The organism is Pseudomonas sp. B21_DOA, assembly GCA_030544685.1.
Classification (GTDB): domain Bacteria; phylum Pseudomonadota; class Gammaproteobacteria; order Pseudomonadales; family Pseudomonadaceae; genus Aquipseudomonas; species Aquipseudomonas fluorescens_AO.
The window spans coordinates 1,671,390-1,690,848 of sequence record CP086683.1; the positions used below are offsets into that span (position 1 = coordinate 1,671,390).

9 protein-coding genes and 6 pseudogenes are annotated in these 19,459 nt (G+C 61.0%); 4 read left to right on the forward strand and 11 right to left on the reverse strand.

The window, feature by feature from the left end:
- Positions 1 to 59: 59 nt before the first annotated feature.
- From purD to prmA, 6 genes and pseudogenes are all read right to left on the reverse strand, one after another.
- Positions 60 to 1,354, reverse strand: a pseudogene (gene purD / locus LJU32_07665) (phosphoribosylamine--glycine ligase).
- A gap of 168 nt (positions 1,355 to 1,522) precedes the next feature.
- Positions 1,523 to 3,129 (reverse strand): annotated as a pseudogene (gene purH / locus LJU32_07670) (bifunctional phosphoribosylaminoimidazolecarboxamide formyltransferase/IMP cyclohydrolase).
- Positions 3,130 to 3,212: 83 nt separating this feature from the next.
- On the reverse strand, positions 3,213 to 3,533 hold the full coding sequence (fis, locus tag LJU32_07675; GenBank protein ID WKV90118.1) for a DNA-binding transcriptional regulator Fis: 321 nt from the start codon (positions 3,531 to 3,533) through the stop codon (positions 3,213 to 3,215).
- Positions 3,534 to 3,570: 37 nt separating this feature from the next.
- Positions 3,571 to 4,539: pseudogene (gene dusB / locus LJU32_07680) on the reverse strand (tRNA dihydrouridine synthase DusB).
- Positions 4,540 to 4,724: 185 nt separating this feature from the next.
- Positions 4,725 to 5,982: pseudogene (locus LJU32_07685) on the reverse strand (DUF3426 domain-containing protein).
- Between the two features lie 30 nt (positions 5,983 to 6,012).
- Positions 6,013 to 6,890, reverse strand: a pseudogene (prmA, locus tag LJU32_07690) (50S ribosomal protein L11 methyltransferase).
- A 194-nt stretch (positions 6,891 to 7,084) separates the two neighbouring features.
- Here prmA and LJU32_07695 point away from each other — a divergent pair.
- Together LJU32_07695 and LJU32_07700 are read left to right on the forward strand one after the other, a co-directional pair.
- A complete protein-coding gene (locus LJU32_07695; GenBank protein ID WKV90119.1) occupies positions 7,085 to 10,792 on the forward strand; it encodes a type III effector 1 in 3,708 nt (1,235 codons plus the stop codon).
- 23 nt (positions 10,793 to 10,815) lie between these two features.
- Positions 10,816 to 11,043 carry a hypothetical protein gene (locus LJU32_07700; GenBank protein WKV90120.1) on the forward strand — a complete coding sequence of 76 codons (228 nt, stop codon included), beginning with the start codon at positions 10,816 to 10,818 and terminating at the stop codon, positions 11,041 to 11,043.
- A gap of 64 nt (positions 11,044 to 11,107) precedes the next feature.
- Here the strand turns inward: LJU32_07700 and accC are convergent, their stop codons facing one another.
- From accC to gcbA, 5 genes and pseudogenes are all read right to left on the reverse strand, one after another.
- Positions 11,108 to 12,463 (reverse strand): acetyl-CoA carboxylase biotin carboxylase subunit, encoded by a 1,356-nt coding sequence (gene accC / locus LJU32_07705; protein ID WKV90121.1) that lies wholly within the window; start codon positions 12,461 to 12,463, stop codon positions 11,108 to 11,110.
- A 17-nt stretch (positions 12,464 to 12,480) separates the two neighbouring features.
- Positions 12,481 to 12,939 carry an acetyl-CoA carboxylase biotin carboxyl carrier protein gene (gene accB / locus LJU32_07710; GenBank protein ID WKV90122.1) on the reverse strand — a complete coding sequence of 153 codons (459 nt, stop codon included), beginning with the start codon at positions 12,937 to 12,939 and terminating at the stop codon, positions 12,481 to 12,483.
- 24 nt (positions 12,940 to 12,963) lie between these two features.
- Complete coding sequence (gene aroQ / locus LJU32_07715) at positions 12,964 to 13,419, reverse strand: type II 3-dehydroquinate dehydratase (protein ID WKV90123.1); 456 nt, start codon at positions 13,417 to 13,419, stop codon at positions 12,964 to 12,966.
- 241 nt (positions 13,420 to 13,660) lie between these two features.
- Positions 13,661 to 15,606: pseudogene (locus tag LJU32_07720) on the reverse strand (methyl-accepting chemotaxis protein).
- A gap of 51 nt (positions 15,607 to 15,657) precedes the next feature.
- Positions 15,658 to 17,328, reverse strand: coding sequence for a diguanylate cyclase GcbA (gcbA, locus tag LJU32_07725; GenBank protein ID WKV90124.1), 1,671 nt, complete (start codon positions 17,326 to 17,328; stop codon positions 15,658 to 15,660).
- A 414-nt stretch (positions 17,329 to 17,742) separates the two neighbouring features.
- Between gcbA and LJU32_07730 the strand changes: the two genes are divergently transcribed.
- Both LJU32_07730 and LJU32_07735 read left to right on the forward strand, forming a co-directional pair.
- Positions 17,743 to 18,810, forward strand: coding sequence for a DUF2333 family protein (locus tag LJU32_07730; protein ID WKV90125.1), 1,068 nt, complete (start codon positions 17,743 to 17,745; stop codon positions 18,808 to 18,810).
- A 3-nt stretch (positions 18,811 to 18,813) separates the two neighbouring features.
- On the forward strand, positions 18,814 to 19,371 hold the full coding sequence (locus LJU32_07735; GenBank protein WKV90126.1) for an NUDIX hydrolase: 558 nt from the start codon (positions 18,814 to 18,816) through the stop codon (positions 19,369 to 19,371).
- Positions 19,372 to 19,459: the final 88 nt, after the last annotated feature.

Below are 19,459 nucleotides of genomic sequence, written 5' to 3' on the forward strand. Positions count from 1 at the left end.
TGCGCGACGACCGAACAGCCCGGCGAGGAATGGCATCCCGCGCCGGGCCTGATGATCGCTTACTCCTGGGTTTCGCCGCGTTCACGGGCAATGGCGCGGTAGCCAATGTCCTTGCGGTAGAAGCAGCCTTCCCAATCGATGGCAGCGGCCAGTTTGTAGGCTTGCTGCTGCGCTTCACCGACGGTGGCGCCCATGGCCGTGGCACAGAGTACGCGGCCGCCCGCAGTAACGACCTGACCGTCCTTCAATGCGGTACCGGCGTGGAAGACTTTGCCTTCCAGACCCGCCGCTGCATCGAGACCATTGATCGCCGCGCCTTTAGCGTAGTCGCCCGGGTAGCCGCCAGCGGCCAGCACAATGCCGACGCTCGGACGCGGATCCCACTGCGCTTCAATCTTGTCCAGCGCTTGCGCCAATGCGGCTTCAACCAGCAGCACCAGGCTCGATTGCAGACGCAGCATCACCGGTTGGGTTTCCGGATCGCCGAAGCGGCAGTTGAACTCGATGACTTTCGGGTTGCCGGCCTTGTCGATCATCAGACCGGCATAAAGGAAACCAGTGTAGACGTTGCCTTCCTCGGCCATGCCGCGCACGGTCGGCCAGATCACCTGGTCCATCACGCGCTGATGCACGTCGGCGGTGACTACCGGGGCAGGGAGTAGGCACCCATACCGCCGGTGTTCGGGCCGCTGTCGCCGTCACCGACGCGTTTGTGATCCTGGCTGGTGGCCATCGGCAACACGTTCTTGCCGTCGACCATGACGATGAACGAGGCTTCTTCGCCGTCGAGGAACTCCTCGATTACCACGCGCGAACCGGCGTCGCCAAACGAGTTGCCGGCGAGCATGTCGCGCACGGCGTCTTCGGCTTCGGTCAGGGTCATGGCGACGATCACGCCTTTGCCGGCAGCGAGGCCATCGGCCTTGATCACAATCGGCGCGCCTTTTTCACGCAGATAAGCCAGGGCCGGCTCGATCTCGGTGAAGTTCTGGTAATCGGCGGTCGGAATCTTGTGACGGGCGAGGAAGTCCTTGGTGAAAGCCTTCGAACCTTCCAATTGTGCAGCACCGGCAGTCGGACCGAAGCAGTCCAGACCACGAGAGCGGAACAGATCAACGACGCCAGCCACCAGCGGCACTTCCGGTCCGACGATGGTCAGAGACACGTTCTTTTCAGCGAAATCGGCCAGTTGCTCCAGCGCCAACACATCGATGGCGACGTTTTCGCACTTGGCTTCAATGGCGGTGCCAGCGTTGCCCGGTGCAACGAAAACCTTCTGCACACGCGGATCCTGAGCCACTTTCCAGGCCAGAGCGTGTTCACGGCCACCGCTGCCAATGATCAAAACATTCAAAGAAAGACTCCTTCGGAGAAGTTACAAGCTACAAGCTGCAAGTAAAGGCGGGTATGCATCGCGCCTGATCGCAGCATGTGGCTCTGAATTAGTGAGGCTGCAACTGCAAGAAAAGGCGACTCAGATCAGCTTTTTCTTGCAGCTCACAACTTGAAGCTTGCGGCTGCTTCAATGGCGGAAGTGGCGCATGCCGGTAAAGACCATCGCGATGCCCGCTTCATCAGCAGCAGCAATCACTTCGTTGTCACGCATCGAACCGCCTGGCTGGATCACCGCAGTGATGCCGACCTTGGCCGCATTGTCCAGACCGTCGCGGAACGGGAAAAAGGCATCGGAAGCCATGACCGAACCGGCCACCTGCAAACCGGCGTGCTCAGCCTTGATCGCGGCGATTCGTGCCGAGTTGACGCGGCTCATCTGGCCGGCGCCGACACCGATGGTCTGGCGATTCTTGGCGTAAACGATGGCGTTGGATTTGACGTACTTGGCGACTTTCCAGGCGAAGATCAGGTCGTGGATTTCCTGTTCGGTCGGTGCGCGTTTGGTCACCACTTTCAGGTCGTCGGCGCTGATCATGCCGATATCGCGGCTCTGCACCAGCAGGCCACCGTTGACGCGTTTGTAGTCCCAGGCAGCGGCGCGGTCAGCCGACCACTCGCCGCAGGCCAGCAGGCGTACGTTGGCTTTCGCGGCAACGATGGCGCGGGCTTCTTCGCTGACCGATGGGGCGATGATCACTTCAACGAACTGGCGCTCGACGATCGCTTTGGCGGTCTCGGCATCCAGTTCACGGTTGAAGGCGATGATGCCGCCGAACGCCGACTCGGTGTCGGTGGCGTAGGCCAGTTCGTAAGCCTGACGGATGCCGCCTTCGGCGTCCGGGCTGACCGCCACGCCGCACGGGTTGGCGTGCTTGACGATCACGCAGGCTGGCTTGACGAAACTCTTCACGCATTCCAGCGCAGCGTCGGTGTCGGCGACGTTGTTGTACGACAGTTCTTTGCCTTGCAGCTGGGTCGCAGTGGCGATGCCGACTTCGGCAGGCTTGGCTTCCACGTAGAACGCCGCGCTCTGGTGCGGGTTCTCGCCGTAGCGCATTTCCTGAGCCTTGATGAACTGGCTGTTGAAGGTGCGCGGGAATTCGCTGCGACCTTCAGTGCTCAAGGTTTCAGCGGCCTGGTTCACGGTGCCCATGTAGTTGGCGATCATGCCGTCGTAGGCGGCGGTGTGTTCGAAGGCCTTGAGCATCAGGTCGAAACGCTGAGCGTAGGTCAGGCCGCCGGCCTTGAGATTTTCCAGAACGCTGGCGTAATCGCTGGCATTCACCACGATGGCCACGTCTTTGTGGTTTTTCGCTGCCGAACGGACCATGGTCGGCCCCCGATATCGATGTTCTCGATGGCGGTCGGCAGGTCGCAGCCTGGCTTGTTGATGGTCGCTTCGAACGGGTACAGATTGACCGCTACCAGATCGATCGGCTTGATGCCGTGCTCGTTCATGATCGCATCGTCAGTACCGCGACGACCGAGGATACCGCCGTGGATTTTCGGGTGCAGGGTTTTCACCCGACCGTCCATCATTTCGGCGAAACCGGTGTAATCCGCGACTTCCACTGCGGCAACGCCGTTGTCACGCAGCAGCTTGAACGTTCCGCCGGTGGAGAGGATCTCGACGCCCAGAGCTTCGAGCTCCTTGGCGAATTCGAGGATCCCGGTCTTGTCGGAAACGCTGATCAAGGCGCGGCGGATCGGCAGGCGGGTAGTCTGGTCGGTCATCTCAATTTCCATCAAAAGCAAAGGAAGTCAGCAAAAAAGGCGACCGTTTTTTACGCGGGCGCCTTTCTGGTTTGATTGAATGCTTACAGCAGATCGTACTGCTTGAGTTTCTTGCGCAGCGTGCCGCGGTTCAGTCCGAGCAGCTCACTGGCCTTGGTCTGGTTGCCCTTGACGTAGTTCATCACGCTTTCGAGCAGGGGCGCCTCGACTTCGGACAGCACCAGGTTGTACACATCCGTGACGGACGCGCCCTCAAGGTGGGCGAAATAATTGTGCAGCGCCTTCTCGACACTCCCGCGAAGGGTCTGGCCTTCTTCGCTCGGCGTGTTGAGGTGCTGTTTCAAATTCACGTTGTCGCTCACGGGTGTTGTTCCACTCACTAAAGTCTCGGTCATCATCGTCATGCGGCCACCCTTCTTCGTCCCCTGTCAGGCTCTTGTAACGCTCGGCGAAGAACTCCCGAACGTCGGCGCATTGTGTTTCCGTACCATCCAAACGATTGAAACGGGCGCGAAACTCCCTGGCGCCCGGCAAGGTTGCGAGATACCAGCCCACATGCTTGCGGGCAATGCGCACGCCCATCACGTCGCCATAGAAGGCGTGAAGGGCAGCCAGATGCTCCAGCAGGATGCGTTCCACTTCGCTCAGTTCCGGCGCGGGCAATTTCTCGCCGGTGCGCAGGAAGTGATCGATCTCGCGAAAAATCCATGGCCGCCCTTGAGCGGCACGGCCTATCAGCAGGCCATCGGCACCGGTCGCATCAAGCACGTATCGGGCCTTTTCCGGCGAATCGATATCGCCATTGGCAAACACCGGGATCGACACCGCCTGCTTGATCGCGGCAATCGTGTCGTACTCGGCTTCCCCTGTGTACAGATCGGCGCGCGTACGGCCATGTACGGCCAGCGCTGTGATCCCGGCCTGTTCGGCGATCTTCGCCACGTTCAGACCGTTCTTGTTTTCGCGATCCCAGCCGGTGCGGATCTTCAGGGTGACCGGCACATCAACCGCGGCCACTACGGCCTGCAGGATCTCGGTCACCAGTGCTTCGTCTTTCAGCAACGCGGAGCCGGCGGCCTTGTTGCAGACCTTCTTGGCCGGACAGCCCATGTTGATGTCGATAATCTGCGCGCCCAGTTCGACGTTGGCCCGTGCCGCATCGGCCAGCATCTGCGCATCGCCACCGGCAATCTGCACCGAGCGGGGCTCGGGATCGCCTTCGTGGATCATGCGCATGCGCGACTTGCGGGTATTCCACAGGCTCATGTCGCTGGTAACCATTTCCGAGACTACAAGCCCTGCGCCCAGACGCTTGCACAGCTGACGAAAGGGCTGGTCGGTGACGCCCGCCATCGGGGCGAGAATCAAACCGTTCTGCAATGTATATGGGCCGATGCGTACCGCCGACATAGGACTTCCCTGAAGTGGGGCCGGATCATGAGAGTTCGAAAAAGGGTGGGCATGATACCCGCTCTCGATGACTGGTTAAAGGCTGAATTGAACAAAATCTGAACAGTTATTCTGTTATCGCCAACGGTTTGGTTGGCTCCGATCCAGTCAGAAAAATGCCGTCAATCGGGAAACGCTGAAGCGGTTCATTCCGGCGAATGGAAGTTCAGGCTGTAGTTCACCGCTTTCGGCCCCGGATCGAGAATATCCAGGGCGATGTGGATCGGCGTCTGCGGCGGCATTTCCGCGAGGCCTTCGAGATCGCCGCTCAGGTACTCGCCGGGTTTGAAGCGACGACTGGCGATCAGATGACCATTGAGGTCGGCAAAACGCAGTTCGAGCAAGGGGAACGGCTGGGAAAACGTCGCTCGGTTGTAAATGATCGCATCGACCACCAGCGCCCCGCTGAACTCGGGATGGCTGCGCACCACCAGGTTGCTGCTCTTGATTTTGCCGATATCGACTTTCGACGGCACGGTGCAGCCGATCTGCGGGCAGATCTGCTGGAACCACGGTCGGTATTGATCCTGCCGCGCCAGTTCCTCGAAGTGATAGGCAACGTACTGAGCGGCAAGACCGCCGGCGGCCAGCAGCACCAGCACCAGCCAGAGCAGGCGCCGGCCCCAGGGCGAACGACGTTGCTGCCAGTCCAGTTGCAGCGGGTCGTCGGTCAGATCCTGCAGGACCTCGGCGCGCACGCCGGGCTCGGCCCGTTCGCGTTTTTGCGCGGCGAAGTGATCAATGGCAGATCGTCGTCATCGCTGTCGTCGCTGGCCGAGAAGCGTTCGCGGCGGGCGGCCGGGTCAATCGGATCGTGCAGGCGCAGTTGCGGGATCGGCGGCTCGTCGTCCAGATCCACCGGCTCCAGCGACAGCGAAGGTTCGGTGCGCTCGGGTTCGAGGGTTTCGATGCCGTCGATATCCGGCTCGACATCCGGCGCTGCGCTGCGCTCATCGGCAGGTTCGCTGAACAGGCTGTCGGGCCATGTGCCTTCGTCCGGTTCCGGGCTGTCGCGCCGGGCGCTCAAGGATTCTTCGCGGGTACGGCCGAATTCGGCGGCTGGTTGGATTTCACGCTGTTCGAGGCGGGCGAGTTCTTCGTCCAGATCGAGGCTGTCCAGATCCAGTTCCGACGCGCTCCATTGCTTCTGGCTGATGGCGCGCGGTGCGGGATCTGTTCGACGACCGCAGAATCGCTGACAGGCGCGGGCGTTTCAGGCAGCGCTGGTGCGAGCGGCGTCACCGTGTCCTTGCCAGAATGTTGCTCGAGCAGCTGCTTGGCGGCATTGAACACTTGCAGGCAGGAGCCGCAACGAACCACGCCGCGCGCCACGCTCAACTGAGCATGGTTGACGCGGAAACTGGTCTGGCAATGCGGGCATTGGGTGACGAAACTGTCGGTCATGCGGCGATCCGGTTCAGGCAAGCGGTCATTTTAGCGCCGACGCCCGGTGATGCGCACCCAGCCGTCGCGATTGGCGATCGGGTCGAGCTCGAAGTCCTGCGCATAAGCTGCCGCTACTTCTTCGCCCTGCTCGGCGAGGATGCCCGACAGCGCCAGGCGCCCACCGCTCTTGACCAGGCTGGACAGTTGCGGTGCCAGCGACACCAGCGGGCCGGCGAGAATATTGGCCACCAGTACGTCGGCCGGAACCTGCGGCAGATCCTCGGGCAGGTACAGCGGGAACAGATCATCGGCAATGTTGTTGCGCCCGGCGTTGTCGCGCGAGGCTTCCAGTGCCTGTACGTCGATGTCGGTGCCCACAGCTTGTTTGGCGCCGAGCAGCAGGGCGGCAATCGCCAGAATCCCGAGCCACAGCCGAAGTCGAGCACGTGGCAGTCTTTCAGATCCTGGCCGTCGAGCCATTCCAGGCACAGTGCGGTGGTCGGGTGGGTGCCGGTGCCGAACGCCAGGCCCGGGTCCAGCAGCAGATTGACCGCGTCAGGCTCGGGAGCAGCGTGCCAGCTCGGCACGATCCACAGGCGCTGGCCGAAACGCATCGGCTCGAAGCCGTCCATCCAGCTGCGTTCCCAGTCCTGGTCCTCGATGACTTCGCTGTGGTGCTCGGGCAGCGGGCCGCCGGTCAGCAGTTCCAGATGGGCCAGGACCGGCTCCGGTTCAGTGCCGCCTTCGAACAGGGCCAGCAAGTGGGTGTGCGACCACAGTGGCGTGGTGTTGAGTTCTGGCTCGAAGATCGGCTGGTCTTCAGCGTCCATGAAAGTCACCGACACGGCACCGACTTCGAGGAATGCGTCCTCGTAGGTTTCGGCTTGTTCCGGGGTGATGGCGAGACGGACTTGCAGCCAAGGCATGGCGGGCACCTTTGAAAATCTGTGGGGCAGCCCGAAGCTGCAAAAGCGCGCAGTTTACGCCAGGTCGCCGGCAAAGTGGACACGCCGCTTTGCTGTTACACAATCACCGGGGCGATATACATATGTATTGCCTGAGTGCGGTTGCCGGCAAATAGAGTGAAAGCTCATTTATACGCAATAACGGGCTGGACGACATGGCGGGTGAACAAGGGATTGTAGAAGAAAAACGAGCGCAAGCCGCCGCGTCCACAGGAACGGCCCAGGAGATTCTGCTGCGGATCACGCGTTGGCAGGTGCTGATCGACAAGCGTCTGAGCAGCCAGATGACCTTACTGGCGGCCATGGAAAACTTTGCGTTGACCGAGCTGCGCGATCACTACCCGCACGGCAATATCGATCCGGGGTTCGTGCTGGCTTTGCTTGATGCGATCCTGCAGAAAATCATCGACGGCAAATCGCTGATGTACCTGGCGATCCGTAACGCTCCGTACCGCTGGCCGGGCGCTGCTGATCGGGCTTTGCCGGCCGGCCGCCGTCAAGCGGTCATCCAGGCCGTAGATAGCGTTTCGGAACATTTCCTTGATCATTACAAAAATTATCTGCGAACACACTGGCAAACCAAGGGACAGGAGACTGCGTTCGATCAGTTGGTCTTGCGCAAGTTGCGGCGCTACATCAACGACATCGACGCGCTGTTCCACCCAGACCGTCTCGCGGGGCTGACGCCGGATCGATTACGCAGGCAGATCGAAAAGGTTCAGGAACGAGGCGCTCGCCGCTATCGGTTGACCGCGCTGGCAACGGGCGCGGAAAAGAAAAGGCTGGAAGCGCAGTCATACGCGCAATTGCCACATTGGTTGCGGGTGCTGAATGAACCCGGGTTAGCCAGGTTGCGCAGTTATCAAGAGCAGACGTCGCAGGCCCAGGCAGCGCTCGATGATCTGCTGGAAGGCTACGGCTCGTTGCGCGCCTATGCCCGGCAACAGGCGATTGACTACATCCGGCTCAAGCTCGACATGGAGGTCGAACCGGACCGGATCGACGTTCGCCTGAAATGGCGTTCAGCGGTTGGCGAGTCGACGCAGAACCGCAGTCTGAGCGAATTGCTCGCGGCGGGACCGATCGGCGCGGATTTCGCCGTCGTGCTGGAAGTGACCGGCGGCCCTTCGCGACGCAATCAGCCGCTGGAGCCGGCATTCATCGCCGACATGCTGGCCGGCCAGGATTACCCGGTCGGATACCTCAGAGCCCTCGCCGGGCAATATGCGCGCGAAGAAGTGCAAAAAGCCTCGATCGACTGGTTCATCGCACGGCTCAAGCAAAGCGCGTTCATTGCGCGTTGTGCGGGGCATATGGCAGTGGACGAGCATGACCGTCTCGAACCGATGTGGGCGGGGAAGGCAATGGACGCGTCCTTGCGCGTCGCCGCGCTGGCGCTACCCAACGGCATGCAGTGTGCCGACTTTCTGGTGTTTTATCGGGAAGACACTCCAGCAACGGTGAGCCACCTGCTGCTGTACGCACCAAACAAGCCGGACGGTCAAGAGTGGATCCGCCTGCCTTCGCTGGCGGCACTGACTGGAGAGGTCTGGGGCTGGACGCAGAGCGAGTCCGGTCGCGAATACCTTGTGCAGCAGCTTTCCCCGACTGCCCATCGTCAAGCCCGTGAGTATCTTGTTGCCGTGGCGGCCGATCCTGGCCTTTGGGGAATGAAAAGTGATATCCGGCGTGCGTCCATGCCGTTCGCCGAATGCGTCGAAGCGGCGGTGCAGATGGGTCTGGCGAAAAATTTGCAACAGGTCGAAGAGGACAACTCACTGCGCTGGTACTCAACGCTGCCCCTGGATGCGCGCCGACGTCTCAGCAGCCTGAATCAGGAGCTGGTTGTCCATCAGCAGGTCTTCAACGAGTGGCTCGGCGGTTTCGAAGTCTTTATCGACTTCGCCAGACGCACGGTTGCCGCCGAGATCGCGCCTTATATGCGCAGCAAACAGGTACTGGAACCGGTCGACCCGGCCACCGTATTGATCGATTACAACGCCGGCCTCGCTGATCGCAGGCAGCAGTCGGTGGCCAGCCTGCTCGATCTGGCGATCTACGGCTATGACGACAACGCCGGCATCGATCATCCGAAAAAAGGTGTGCGCTCCTCCGTTGGCCAGGATTTGAGCCGGGTGCGCAGCGCCGATCTGGCCTTGTATCTGCGCCGGGCCTGGTTGGGTGAAAAGTACGCCAGCGAGATCCGCAGCAAATATCTCGACGCCCGCGATGACGCTTACGAGCCGCGTCGGTTCGCCTGGCGCAACGTGCTGCTGTCGAAGATGGATCGTGATTTGCGCGTCGCCAGAAGTCAGGCGCGGTTAAGCGACGCGGTCTATTTTGCGCTGGTCCGTCAGGTCTCGTTGTTGAGTCAGCCGCCAGCGCCGGGTACGCATTTGCCGGGCGCCAGCGTGGTCAGCAGTGACGGTGTTTTCAGCTTTACCGTACGCAGCCACGTGGTGCTCGGGGTTTACGTTTTCACCTGTTTCTATCCCGAACCGTCCTGGTGGCTGTACACCCCAGATGCTCCCGATGATCTTGTGTTGCGTGCGTATCAGTCACTGTATGGCGACATTGCCGGATCGTTGCATGACTATTTGCTGGCACGCACGCCGGTTGCTGCGCGCGCCACGGTGTCGCGTTCGCTGTATGCGATAGCGGCAAAAAAACAACGCGTCGATACGCTGTTCGAAGCGCAACGAGTGAGCGATGCCCGCAGCGAATTCAATGCTTATATCGAGCGCACCGTCACCGATGTGGAAGACATCACCACCAGTCGCGCAGAAATGATCGAGCGACAAGTGGTCAAAGGCCTGATGTTCGGTGCCGCGCCGTTCTGCATGGTGTTTCCGCCCTTCGCCTTGCTGCTGGACGTCGTGTTCGTTGCCGTCAGTGCCGGTCAAGCCGTCGCGGCGCATCTGGAAGGCGATGTCGAGGGCGCGCTCGGGCATTGGCTTGAGGCGTCGTGGGGCGCGCTGTTTGCCTCGGTTGGCGCTGGCAGTACGGTCAAATTGCTTGGGCGTACGGTCAGAAACCTGAAGTACACGACACGGCCGGCCTCATTGCTCAGCGAGCGCTTGAACACCGTGGCTCCGCTTCGCAAGGAAGCGTTGCCGGCGGTTCGCGAGGTGCGTTTTCATGCCAGGCAGGCCGTCAGCAACAAGCCGGGTAATTTGCAGCGGGTCACTGAAGAAGGTGTTTTTTATGGCACATGGCGCAGTCCGCCGAGTGCTGTCCAGCCGCAGCCGAGCTATTACATTCGCCACAGAGGCAGGTACTTCCAGGTCAGGGAAAACCCGCATTTCGGTGGCCTGAGCCTGGTCGATGCCCGGCGTCCCGCCACCATTTATCAGCGCCCCATACGCCTGGCTGCGAGCGGCAAATGGACCCATGATCGAGTCGGGCTGCGCGGCGGCCATGATCAGGTGCGCAACCTTGGTCATGTAAGCAATCTGCGCGATGCATTTCCCGGTCGCGTCGAGCCAGCGCTGAGCCGTGGGGCGTTGCAGGGCGAAGCCGTGGTAGCGAAGTTCGTCGCCGGGTCTGTGGACAATTATCTGTTTTCGCTGAACGCGCAAACCTGCGTGATTGCCTCGATGTACAACCCGGCGACCAAGGTCGGCGCGGTCATCCATTTCGATCACAATATTCACTCTCTTATTGAGCGAACCGTCCAGGACGTAGTGGCGCGCCTGGGAGGCTCGGCCAAGGATATTCGTGCCACCCTGGTGGGCGGTGACTGGCTGACGGGGGCGGATATCGGCGGGGCGGTCAGAAGTGTATTGCGCCAGCAGGGCTGCGGCCAAGCTGGGATTACTGGTCCTACTCTTCATGTCTGGGTAATAACTATGCGGTTTCGCTGAATCTGAACAGCGGTGTTTCGACAGTGTTCAAGACGTCCTCCAATCAGGTTGAGCGCCTGTATACGCCGGTTTTGCAGCGAGCGGGATATGCCACCGATCCGGTAGCGAAACGCGCGAAGCTGTTCATGCAGCGGTTTCGTCAAAAGCCGTTGCAACAAGATGCCTCTGGCGCTGTGGTCGATCAGGGCGGGCGCCTGGCCACTGCTGAATTGATTCAAGGGCAGGCTTTTTCGTTGGTGTCGCTGAGCTGATGGCGTTGTTCCAGGCATAAAAAAACCCGATCCGCAGGGATCGGGTTTTTACACCGCTTCAGCCTTACGACTGTTTGGCCAGCTTGTGCTCGAGGTAGTGAATGTTCACACCGCCCTTGCAGAAGCCTTCGTCACGAACCAGGTCACGGTGCAGCGGGATGTTGGTTTTGATCCCGTCGACCACGATTTCGTCCAGGGCATTGCGCATGCGGGCCATGGCTTCGTCGCGGGTTGCGCCGTAAGTGATCAGCTTGCCGATCAGCGAGTCGTAGTTCGGTGGCACGGCATAACCGCTGTACAGGTGCGAATCGACGCGAACGCCGTTGCCGCCTGGAGCATGGAAATGCTTGACCGTGCCCGGGCTCGGCATGAAGGTCTTCGGATCTTCAGCGTTGATCCGGCACTCCAGCGAGTGACCGCGAATGACCACGTCATCCTGAGTGAACGACAGCTTGTTGCCAGCGGCGATGCTGAGCATCTCCTTGACGATGTCGATACCGGTGACCATCTCCGAAACCGGGTGCTCCACCTGAACACGGGTGTTCATTTCGATGAAGTAGAAACGACCGTTCTCGTAGAGAAACTCGAAAGTACCGGCGCCACGGTAGCCGATGTCGATGCACGCCTTGACGCAGCGAGCCAATACTTCCTGGCGCGCTTTCTCGTCGATGCCCGGAGCCGGCGCTTCTTCGAGAACCTTCTGGTGACGACGCTGCAGCGAGCAGTCGCGGTCGCCCAGGTGGATGGCGTGGCCCTGGCCGTCGGACAGTACCTGCACTTCGACGTGGCGCGGGTTGGTGAGGAATTTTTCCAGATAGACCATCGGGTTGCCGAACGCCGCGCCTGCTTCGGAGCGGGTCAGTTTCGCCGAGGCGATCAGGTCTTCTTCCTTGTGCACCACACGCATGCCGCGACCACCACCACCACCGGCGGCCTTGATGATCACCGGGTAGCCGACTTCACGACCGATGCGCAGCGCCGTTTCTTCGTCTTCCGGCAGCGGGCCGTCGGAACCTGGAACGGTCGGTACGCCTGCTTCGATCATCGCGTGCTTGGCCGATACCTTGTCGCCCATCAGGCGGATGGTGTCGGCTTTCGGGCCGATGAAGGCGAAGCCGGAGTTCTCGACCTGCTCGGCAAAATCGGCGTTTTCCGCGAGGAAACCGTAGCCTGGGTGAATGGCGGTAGCGCCGGTCACTTCAGCGGCAGCGATGATGGCCGGGATGTGCAGGTAAGACTGAGCGGCGGACGCCGGGCCGATGCAGACGGATTCGTCTGCCAGACCCAGGTGCATCAGCTCTTTGTCGGCCTTGGAGTAAACGGCGACGGTCTTGATGCCCATCTCTTTGCAGGCACGCAGAATCCGCAGGGCGATCTCACCGCGGTTAGCGATCAGAACTTTTTCCAACTTCGCAGTCATCAAAGGCTCTCCGCGGTTCAAACGATGGTGAACAGCGGTTGGTCGTACTCAACCGGCTGGCCGTCTTCGACGAGGATGGATTCGATCACACCGCTGGTTTCAGCTTCGATGTGGTTCATCATCTTCATGGCTTCGACGATGCACAGGGTGTCGCCTTTCTTCACGGTCTGGCCGACTTCAACGAAGGCTGGCGAGGTTGGCGAAGACTTACGGTAGAAGGTGCCGACCATCGGCGAACGGGCCACAGTGCCGTTCAGCGCGGGTGCAGCAGCGGCAGCCGGAGCAGCGGCAGCGACTGGCGCGGCAGCAGGGGCAGCGGCCGGAGCCTGCATCGGGGCTGGCGCGTAGTACTGCTGCGCCGGGGTCTTGCTGTGGCGGCTGATGCGTACGGACTCTTCGCCTTCCTTGATCTCGAGCTCGTCGATGCCGGACTCTTCCAGCAATTCGATCAGTTTCTTAACTTTACGGATATCCATGAATCATCAACTCCCAAGGGTCGGTCAGGGGCGTATAGCTTGGTGTTCAAGCTGCTCTAGTGCGGCCTCCAGGGCCAGTCGGTAACCGCTGGCGCCAAGGCCGCAGATCACTCCTACCGCTACATCGGAGAAGTAGGAGTGATGGCGGAAAGGTTCGCGCTTGTGCACGTTGGACAAATGCACTTCGATGAATGGGATGCTCACTCCCAGCAGCGCGTCACGTAATGCGACACTTGTGTGCGTAAAAGCCGCCGGATTGATCAGAATGAAATCCACCCCTTCACCGCGCGCAGCGTGAATGCGATCGATCAATTCGTACTCGGCGTTGCTTTGCAGATGAAGCAGATGATGGCCGGCTTCGCGGGCGCGCCGCTCCAGATCCTGATTGATCTGCGCCAGGGTCGTCGACCCGTAGGTCCCCGGTTCCCGGGTGCCGAGCAGGTTCAGGTTGGGGCCGTGCAGCACCAGTAGCGTTGCCATCTGCGTTGTCCTTGTTATCAATGAGCAGTCGTCAGAACCCGGCGACTATGCCGCAAAGCCTTTGTGACTGTCCAGTTCCATGCAATAGGCGGCACGATGGGCGATGTTTGCGCGAAATTTGTGACCGAGTGAGCTGATCCGGTCATTAGTGGTGGTGGCGTGGGCCTCTTCGCGAGCAGGCCCGCTCCCACAGGGAGATGCATTGCAAAGTAGGAGCGAGCCTGCTCGCGATAGCAGTTTGTCAGACGCGGAAGGCTTGTACGGCCGTGTGCAGTCGGCCGCCTAGAACCAACAGATTCTCGCCCTGTTCACGCCCCTGTCCGATGCGCAGCAGGTTATCCCCACCCAGTTGATGGATGCGTTCGCTGTGGTCGCGGATCTCGCTGACTGCGCCACTTTGCTGCGCGGTGACATCGGCGATGCGCACGGCGGTATCGGCGATGGTCTGGATCGCGCCGACGATTTTGTCCAATGCGCCGTCGGCCGCCTGCGCCTGATTGGCCGTGGCTTCGGCGTGTTCGACCTGCGCGCGCATGCCTTCGACCGATTGCCGGGCGGCGGTCTGCAGGCCGGCGATCAGCGTCTGGATTTCTGCCGTGGCCCCGGCGGTGCGTTGTGCCAGCGAGCGCACTTCTTCCGCGACCACGGCAAAACCACGGCCCATCTCCCCGGCGCGGGCCGCTTCGATTGCGGCGTTCAGGGCGAGCAGATTGGTCTGGTCAGCAATCGAACGAATCACCGTCAGCACGCCGCCGATGGTTGCTGATTCTTCTGCCAGATGTTCGATCATTTGCGCATTGCCCTGAACTTCACCCACCAGCGCATGCAGCCCGGTCAGGCTCTGGCCGATCACCGTCTGGCCATGCTCGACGGCCAGACCGGCATGACGGCTGGCGTCCGCAGCCTGCCGGGCATCGCCGGCCACTTGCTGAATGGTCGCCTCGAGTTCACCCAGCGAGTCGCGAATCAGCGCAGTGTCACCTGCCTGATGCTCGGCGCCGCTGTGCAAGTCATTGCTCAGTTCGGCGAGGTGCGGCTGCTGCCTGCGACTTGCTCGGCGTTGCCGCGAATGGTGCCGACCAGATCCACCAGATAGGCGCGCAAGCGGTTGAGCGACGCTTCGATGTCGTGCAATTCGCGATTGGTCTTGCCCAGTTGGATGTCGCGACTGAAATCGCCCTCGGCCCAGGTCGACAGCGCCGGGGCGAGGTTGGTCAGGGTGCGGGCGAGGCGCCGCTGCAAGGTATCGATGAGCAGGGCGATCAGCAGAATCAGGCCGATCATCACACCTTGCATCATCCGCACTTCGCCCTGGATCTGCCCATGTTGCGCGCGTACCACCGGTTCGAGACCGGCGATGGCGTGCTGCACGCTGGCGATTTTGTCGTGGGTGGCGGCGCTGAGGTCGGCGCGTTTCTGGATCTGCTCGCGGGTGCGCGCCAGTTCCGCCGGATAGCGGCCAAGCAAGCTGTTCAGTTCGCGTTTGAGGGCGACACCGGCATCTTCGGCGGCGGCTTTATCAGTGTTCTCGATGCCCATCAGCGCGGCGAAATCGTCACTGCTCGATTCGTTGCTGGCGACCACACCAAGCAAGGGCAGGGCATCGATGGCCTGGGCCTGGGCGCGCATGTTGCTCACTTCACGCTCGACATCGGCAGCCAGTTCACTGCGCCCGCTGCTGACCAGTTTGTCCCGCGCCAGCGACAGTTTGCCCAGATGCTGCGATGCGGCGAGCAGTGGTGCGAGATAAGTCGCGTTGCCATTGGCGTAGGTGTTTAGCTGGTCGAGGCTGGCGCTGAGTTCGCGTTCGGCCTGCAACAGCAGCGCCTGCGGATCGCCGGCCAGTTTGCCGGCGGCGAGCAGGTCGGTTTTGCTGAATTCATCAAGGCTCGACAGGCTTGGCTGCACGCTGTCGGCCAGCGCCGGGGGCAGCTCACCCAGTTGCTTGTGCACGCTGTCGATGGCCTGGGCGGCGCTGCTCAGGCGCAGCGCGTCACCGCTGGCGAGGTAATCCTCGATGTTGCGCGCCACTTCATTCTGAAATTGTTGCGACAGCCCCAAGTAACGCTCCATCAAAAGATAAGGTCGTTCGAGGGCTTTTTGCGACCACCACAGCGTGGCGCCAAGGGCCACGCAGACGGCGACCAGCAGCAAAGTGTTGAGATTGGTGAGCAACTTCAGGCGCATGACGGCTACCAACGGCAGGAATGGTAAGCGCCTGAATTTATTGCGGTTCTATTACAAGGTTATGACCGAATCAGTGGATTCCGATGAAAAAGTGGCACTTTGCTTTGACTGCCGCGCGGTCTGCACCCGATTGCGTCCGGCACCTTTGGCGCGGTACAGCGCCTCGTCGGCCTGGCTGGCCATCATCAGGCTGTCGGAGTCATCGCACATTTCCACCACGCCGGCGCTGAAGGTGCACCACAGATCCTGCGGCTGCGCCGGGTAATGAATCTCGGCGAAGCGCTGACGAATCTCGTCGAGGACTTTATGCGCCGCGTCGATATCCGTGTCGGGCATGACGATGGCGAACTCTTCGCCGCCGTAACGGCCGATGAAGTCGGTCTTGCGCAAACGCTGCTTGAGAAACAGCGCCAGGCTCTTGATCACACGGTCGCCCATCGGGTGGCCGTGGCTGTCGTTGACCCGTTTGAAGTGATCGATATCGAGCATGGCAAAGCTCAGCGGCTTGTTCTCGCGGCGCGCACGGAACGAGCAGTCTTCGAGCAATTGCAGAATATGCGTGTGGTTGTACAGACCGGTGAGGCTGTCGCGGACCATCCGTGCTTTGAGGTTGCGCGCGCGGGCGGCGCGGTTGCGCACGGTGGTGATCAGGTGGCGTGGCTTGATCGGTTTGGTCAGGAAGTCATCGCCGCCCTCGCTCATGGCGTCGAGCTGCTTGTCCAGATCGTCCTCGGCCGACAGGTAAATGATCGGCACGCTGACGTAGCGGTCGTTGTGACGGATGACCTTGGCCAGCTCGGTGCCGGTGCAGGCCGGCATGTACATGTCGAGGATGATCAGGTCCGGCTGGAAATCCGCCAGTTCGGCCATTGCCTGAATCGGTTCGATCAGGGTGCGGGTGACAATCCCGGCGCTGTTGAGCAGGCGCTCGGTGTGCAGGGCCTGGGCGCGCGAGTCGTCGATGATCAGCACTTTATAGGGCTCGTACTGGGCGACGCAGGTCAGCACTTCGATTTTTTCCAGCAGGCTCGAGGCTTCAAGGGTGCCGGTGAGGAATTCCTGGCCACCGGCGCGCACGGCGGCGAGGCGGGTCGGCGTGTCGGTTTCGTGCAGGCTGAAGAACAGCAGCGGCAGCGGTTCTTCGAGGCCGACCTGAGCTTCGGCGGCGAGTTTCAGGCCGATGCCGGGGCCACTGAAATCCACGTCCATGACAATCGCCGCGGGCAAGCGCTCGACCATCGACGAGCGAAACGCGGCGACACTGTCCAGCGCCTGTGCGCTCAGGCCAAAGAATTCGAGCTGCTTGGCCAGGCGTTCGGCGCGGTCGTGATCCTGCAACATCACGTAGATCGGCTTGCGCAGCGGCGGCAGGAACGTCTGGTCGAGCTGATCACCATGGCGCAGGCCAGTGCGCGACAGGCGCTGCATCAACCGATTCAGATCAGTGATCAGGCCGCTGCTGAGGCGCCCACGGTTGGCATCCACCGCTTGCAGCGACTGGCTGATGTGGTGCGCCAACTGACTGTGTTCCGGCTGTTCAAAGCGCTCGGCAAAACGCAGCAGACGCAGATTCGCCTCGCTCAGTTCGGCGAGATCGACGGTGGACCACTCACTGCGTTGCAGGCGCTGCCATATCTCAAGAATCTGACGTGCCTGATGAATTACCCGCTGGGCAAAGTGGTGCTTGAGACGCTCACGGCTGGGGTCTTCTGGCTCGGTCATATCCTGACTACTAGTTAGGGTGCATGCTGAGATCGACTGGTGGCTCTATGCTAGCATCTCTTTTCCCTTAGACGAGTGTCGTACGTCAATAATCTGCTGGACGACACGATTCAGTTTCTGACCGGGTGGTTTTCTCATGCACTTGCAGGTCAGTTCGATGCCCGAAATCCGGGCGCCCGACTTGAAGGTGGGGGCAGAGGCGTCGGGAATTCTCCATCGCTGCTCGGGCCGAATCCAGATCAGAGTGCACTGCGTTGCTGGCGTTGCCGTATCAGGGAATCCCTTAGTGTGTGGCGAAGCGTCATCCGGCCGCACCATTTGCGGCTTATCGTTAGCGACGGGTGCCCGGCCTTGGCACGTTGTTGTATGGTTGTGGTCGAACCGTTGAACCCAAGTGATTGAAAGGATATCGCCATGCTGGACTGGAAAAACCGCGCGGGCAGCGCGCCTGAACGAGCCGCCGAGCCCAAGTCGGCCACCCGCAGCTATGTCGGCGGGCTGCTGTTCAGCCGGGCGCTGGCCACAGTGATCGGTCTGTACTTGCTGGTCACCATCGCGCTGGGCTGGTACTGGAGCCAGGAACCGGAGCTGTTCCCGGTGGCGCAGAACGCCCAGGTCGCTGCCGAGAAGGAAGGCAAGCAAATGGTGGTCGGCTACACCACGGTCGAAACCCTGAAGACTGTTGCCGGCACCTTGCTCAACAAGCCGGGCGGTTACATTTCCAACGATCGTTTCCCGCCGGGCCTGTGGATGGACAACACGCCGAGCTGGGAATATGGCGTGCTGGTGCAGGTGCGTGACCTGACCCGCGCCCTGCGCAAGGATTTTGCCCGTTCGCAATCACAGTCCGCCGAAGACGCCGATCTGGCCAAGGCCGAACCGCGTTTCAACTTCGACAACAAAAGCTGGGTGCTGCCGTCCAGCGAGTCGGAATACCAGGAAGGCATCAACTCCCTGAGCCGTTATCAGTCGCGCTTGTCGGATCCGAATCAGAAAAACGCGCTGTTCTACGCCCGCGCCGACAACCTCAACAACTGGCTGGGCGATGTCGGCACCCGTCTCGGTTCGTTGTCGCAACGCCTGTCGGCCAGTGTCGGTCGGGTCAAGCTCAATACCGCGCTGAAGACCGAAGTTCCGGCAGTTGGCGAAGTGCCGCAGGTTGACGAAGAAGTCGTGGAAACCCCGTGGATGCAAATCGACAACGTGTTCTACGAAGCACGCGGTCAGGCCTGGGCGCTGTCGCATCTGCTGCGCGCCATCGAAGTCGATTTCGCCGATGTGCTGGCGAAGAAGAACGCCACCGTCAGCGTGCGCCAGATCATTCGTGAACTGGAGGCTTCGCAAGAGCCGGTGTGGAGCCCGATGATCCTCAATGGCAGCGGTTTTGGCGTCTTGGCCAACCACTCGCTGGTCATGGCCAATTACATTTCCCGGGCCAACGCGGCGGTGATCGATTTGCGTCAACTGCTCAATCAGGGCTGATTCGTGAGTCAAACAACCAGAGAGGCGGCCCATCGCGCCGCCTCGGACGCCGAACAGATCGCTTGGGTCGACGAGCATGACAACCTGCTCGGCGCGCTGGTGCGCTCCGATTTGCGCGAGCGCGGTCTGATTGGCCGGGGCACCTACATCATGCTGTTCAATTCCGCCGGTGAGCTGTGCGTGCACCGGCGCACGTTGAGCAAGGCGATTTACCCCGGGTACTGGGATGTTGCCGCAGGCGGCATGGTCCAGGCTGACGAAAGCTACGCCGAGTCGGCGGCGCGCGAGCTGGAGGAAGAGCTGGGCGTCAGCGGCGTCGAACTCACCGCTCACGATCACTTCTACTTCGAAGACACTGGCAACCGTCTATGGTGTTCGGCGTTTTCCGCCGTGTGGGACGGGCCGCTGAAACTGCAGCCGGAAGAGGTCCTTGAAGCGCGCTTCATTCCCGTCGAGCAGGTCATGCGCGAAATCAGCGAAAAGCCGTATTGCCCGGACTCTCTGGCCGCGCTGAAGCGCTATCTCAAGGCGCAGCAAAGCAACGTCGCAAAGAACACATGAATTGGCGCCGATTGGCACTTAGCAATCGCGATTTTTGCCGTTACACTGCGCGACCTTTTCAAACTGCACCGAACGCTTCCCATAAGCG

Coding starts and splice junctions, on each gene's coding strand:
- accB (WKV90122.1), bottom strand. CDS start 12,939: ATGGATATCCGTAAAGTTAAGAAACTGATCGAATTGCTGGAAGAGTCC.
- gcbA (WKV90124.1), bottom strand. CDS start 17,328: ATGACCGAGCCAGAAGACCCCAGCCGTGAGCGTCTCAAGCACCACTTT.
- aroQ (WKV90123.1), bottom strand. CDS start 13,419: ATGGCAACGCTACTGGTGCTGCACGGCCCCAACCTGAACCTGCTCGGC.
- accC (WKV90121.1), bottom strand. CDS start 12,463: ATGACTGCGAAGTTGGAAAAAGTTCTGATCGCTAACCGCGGTGAGATC.
- LJU32_07730 (WKV90125.1), top strand. CDS start 17,743: ATGCTGGACTGGAAAAACCGCGCGGGCAGCGCGCCTGAACGAGCCGCC.
- fis (WKV90118.1), bottom strand. CDS start 3,533: ATGACGATGATGACCGAGACTTTAGTGAGTGGAACAACACCCGTGAGC.
- LJU32_07695 (WKV90119.1), top strand. CDS start 7,085: ATGGCGGGTGAACAAGGGATTGTAGAAGAAAAACGAGCGCAAGCCGCC.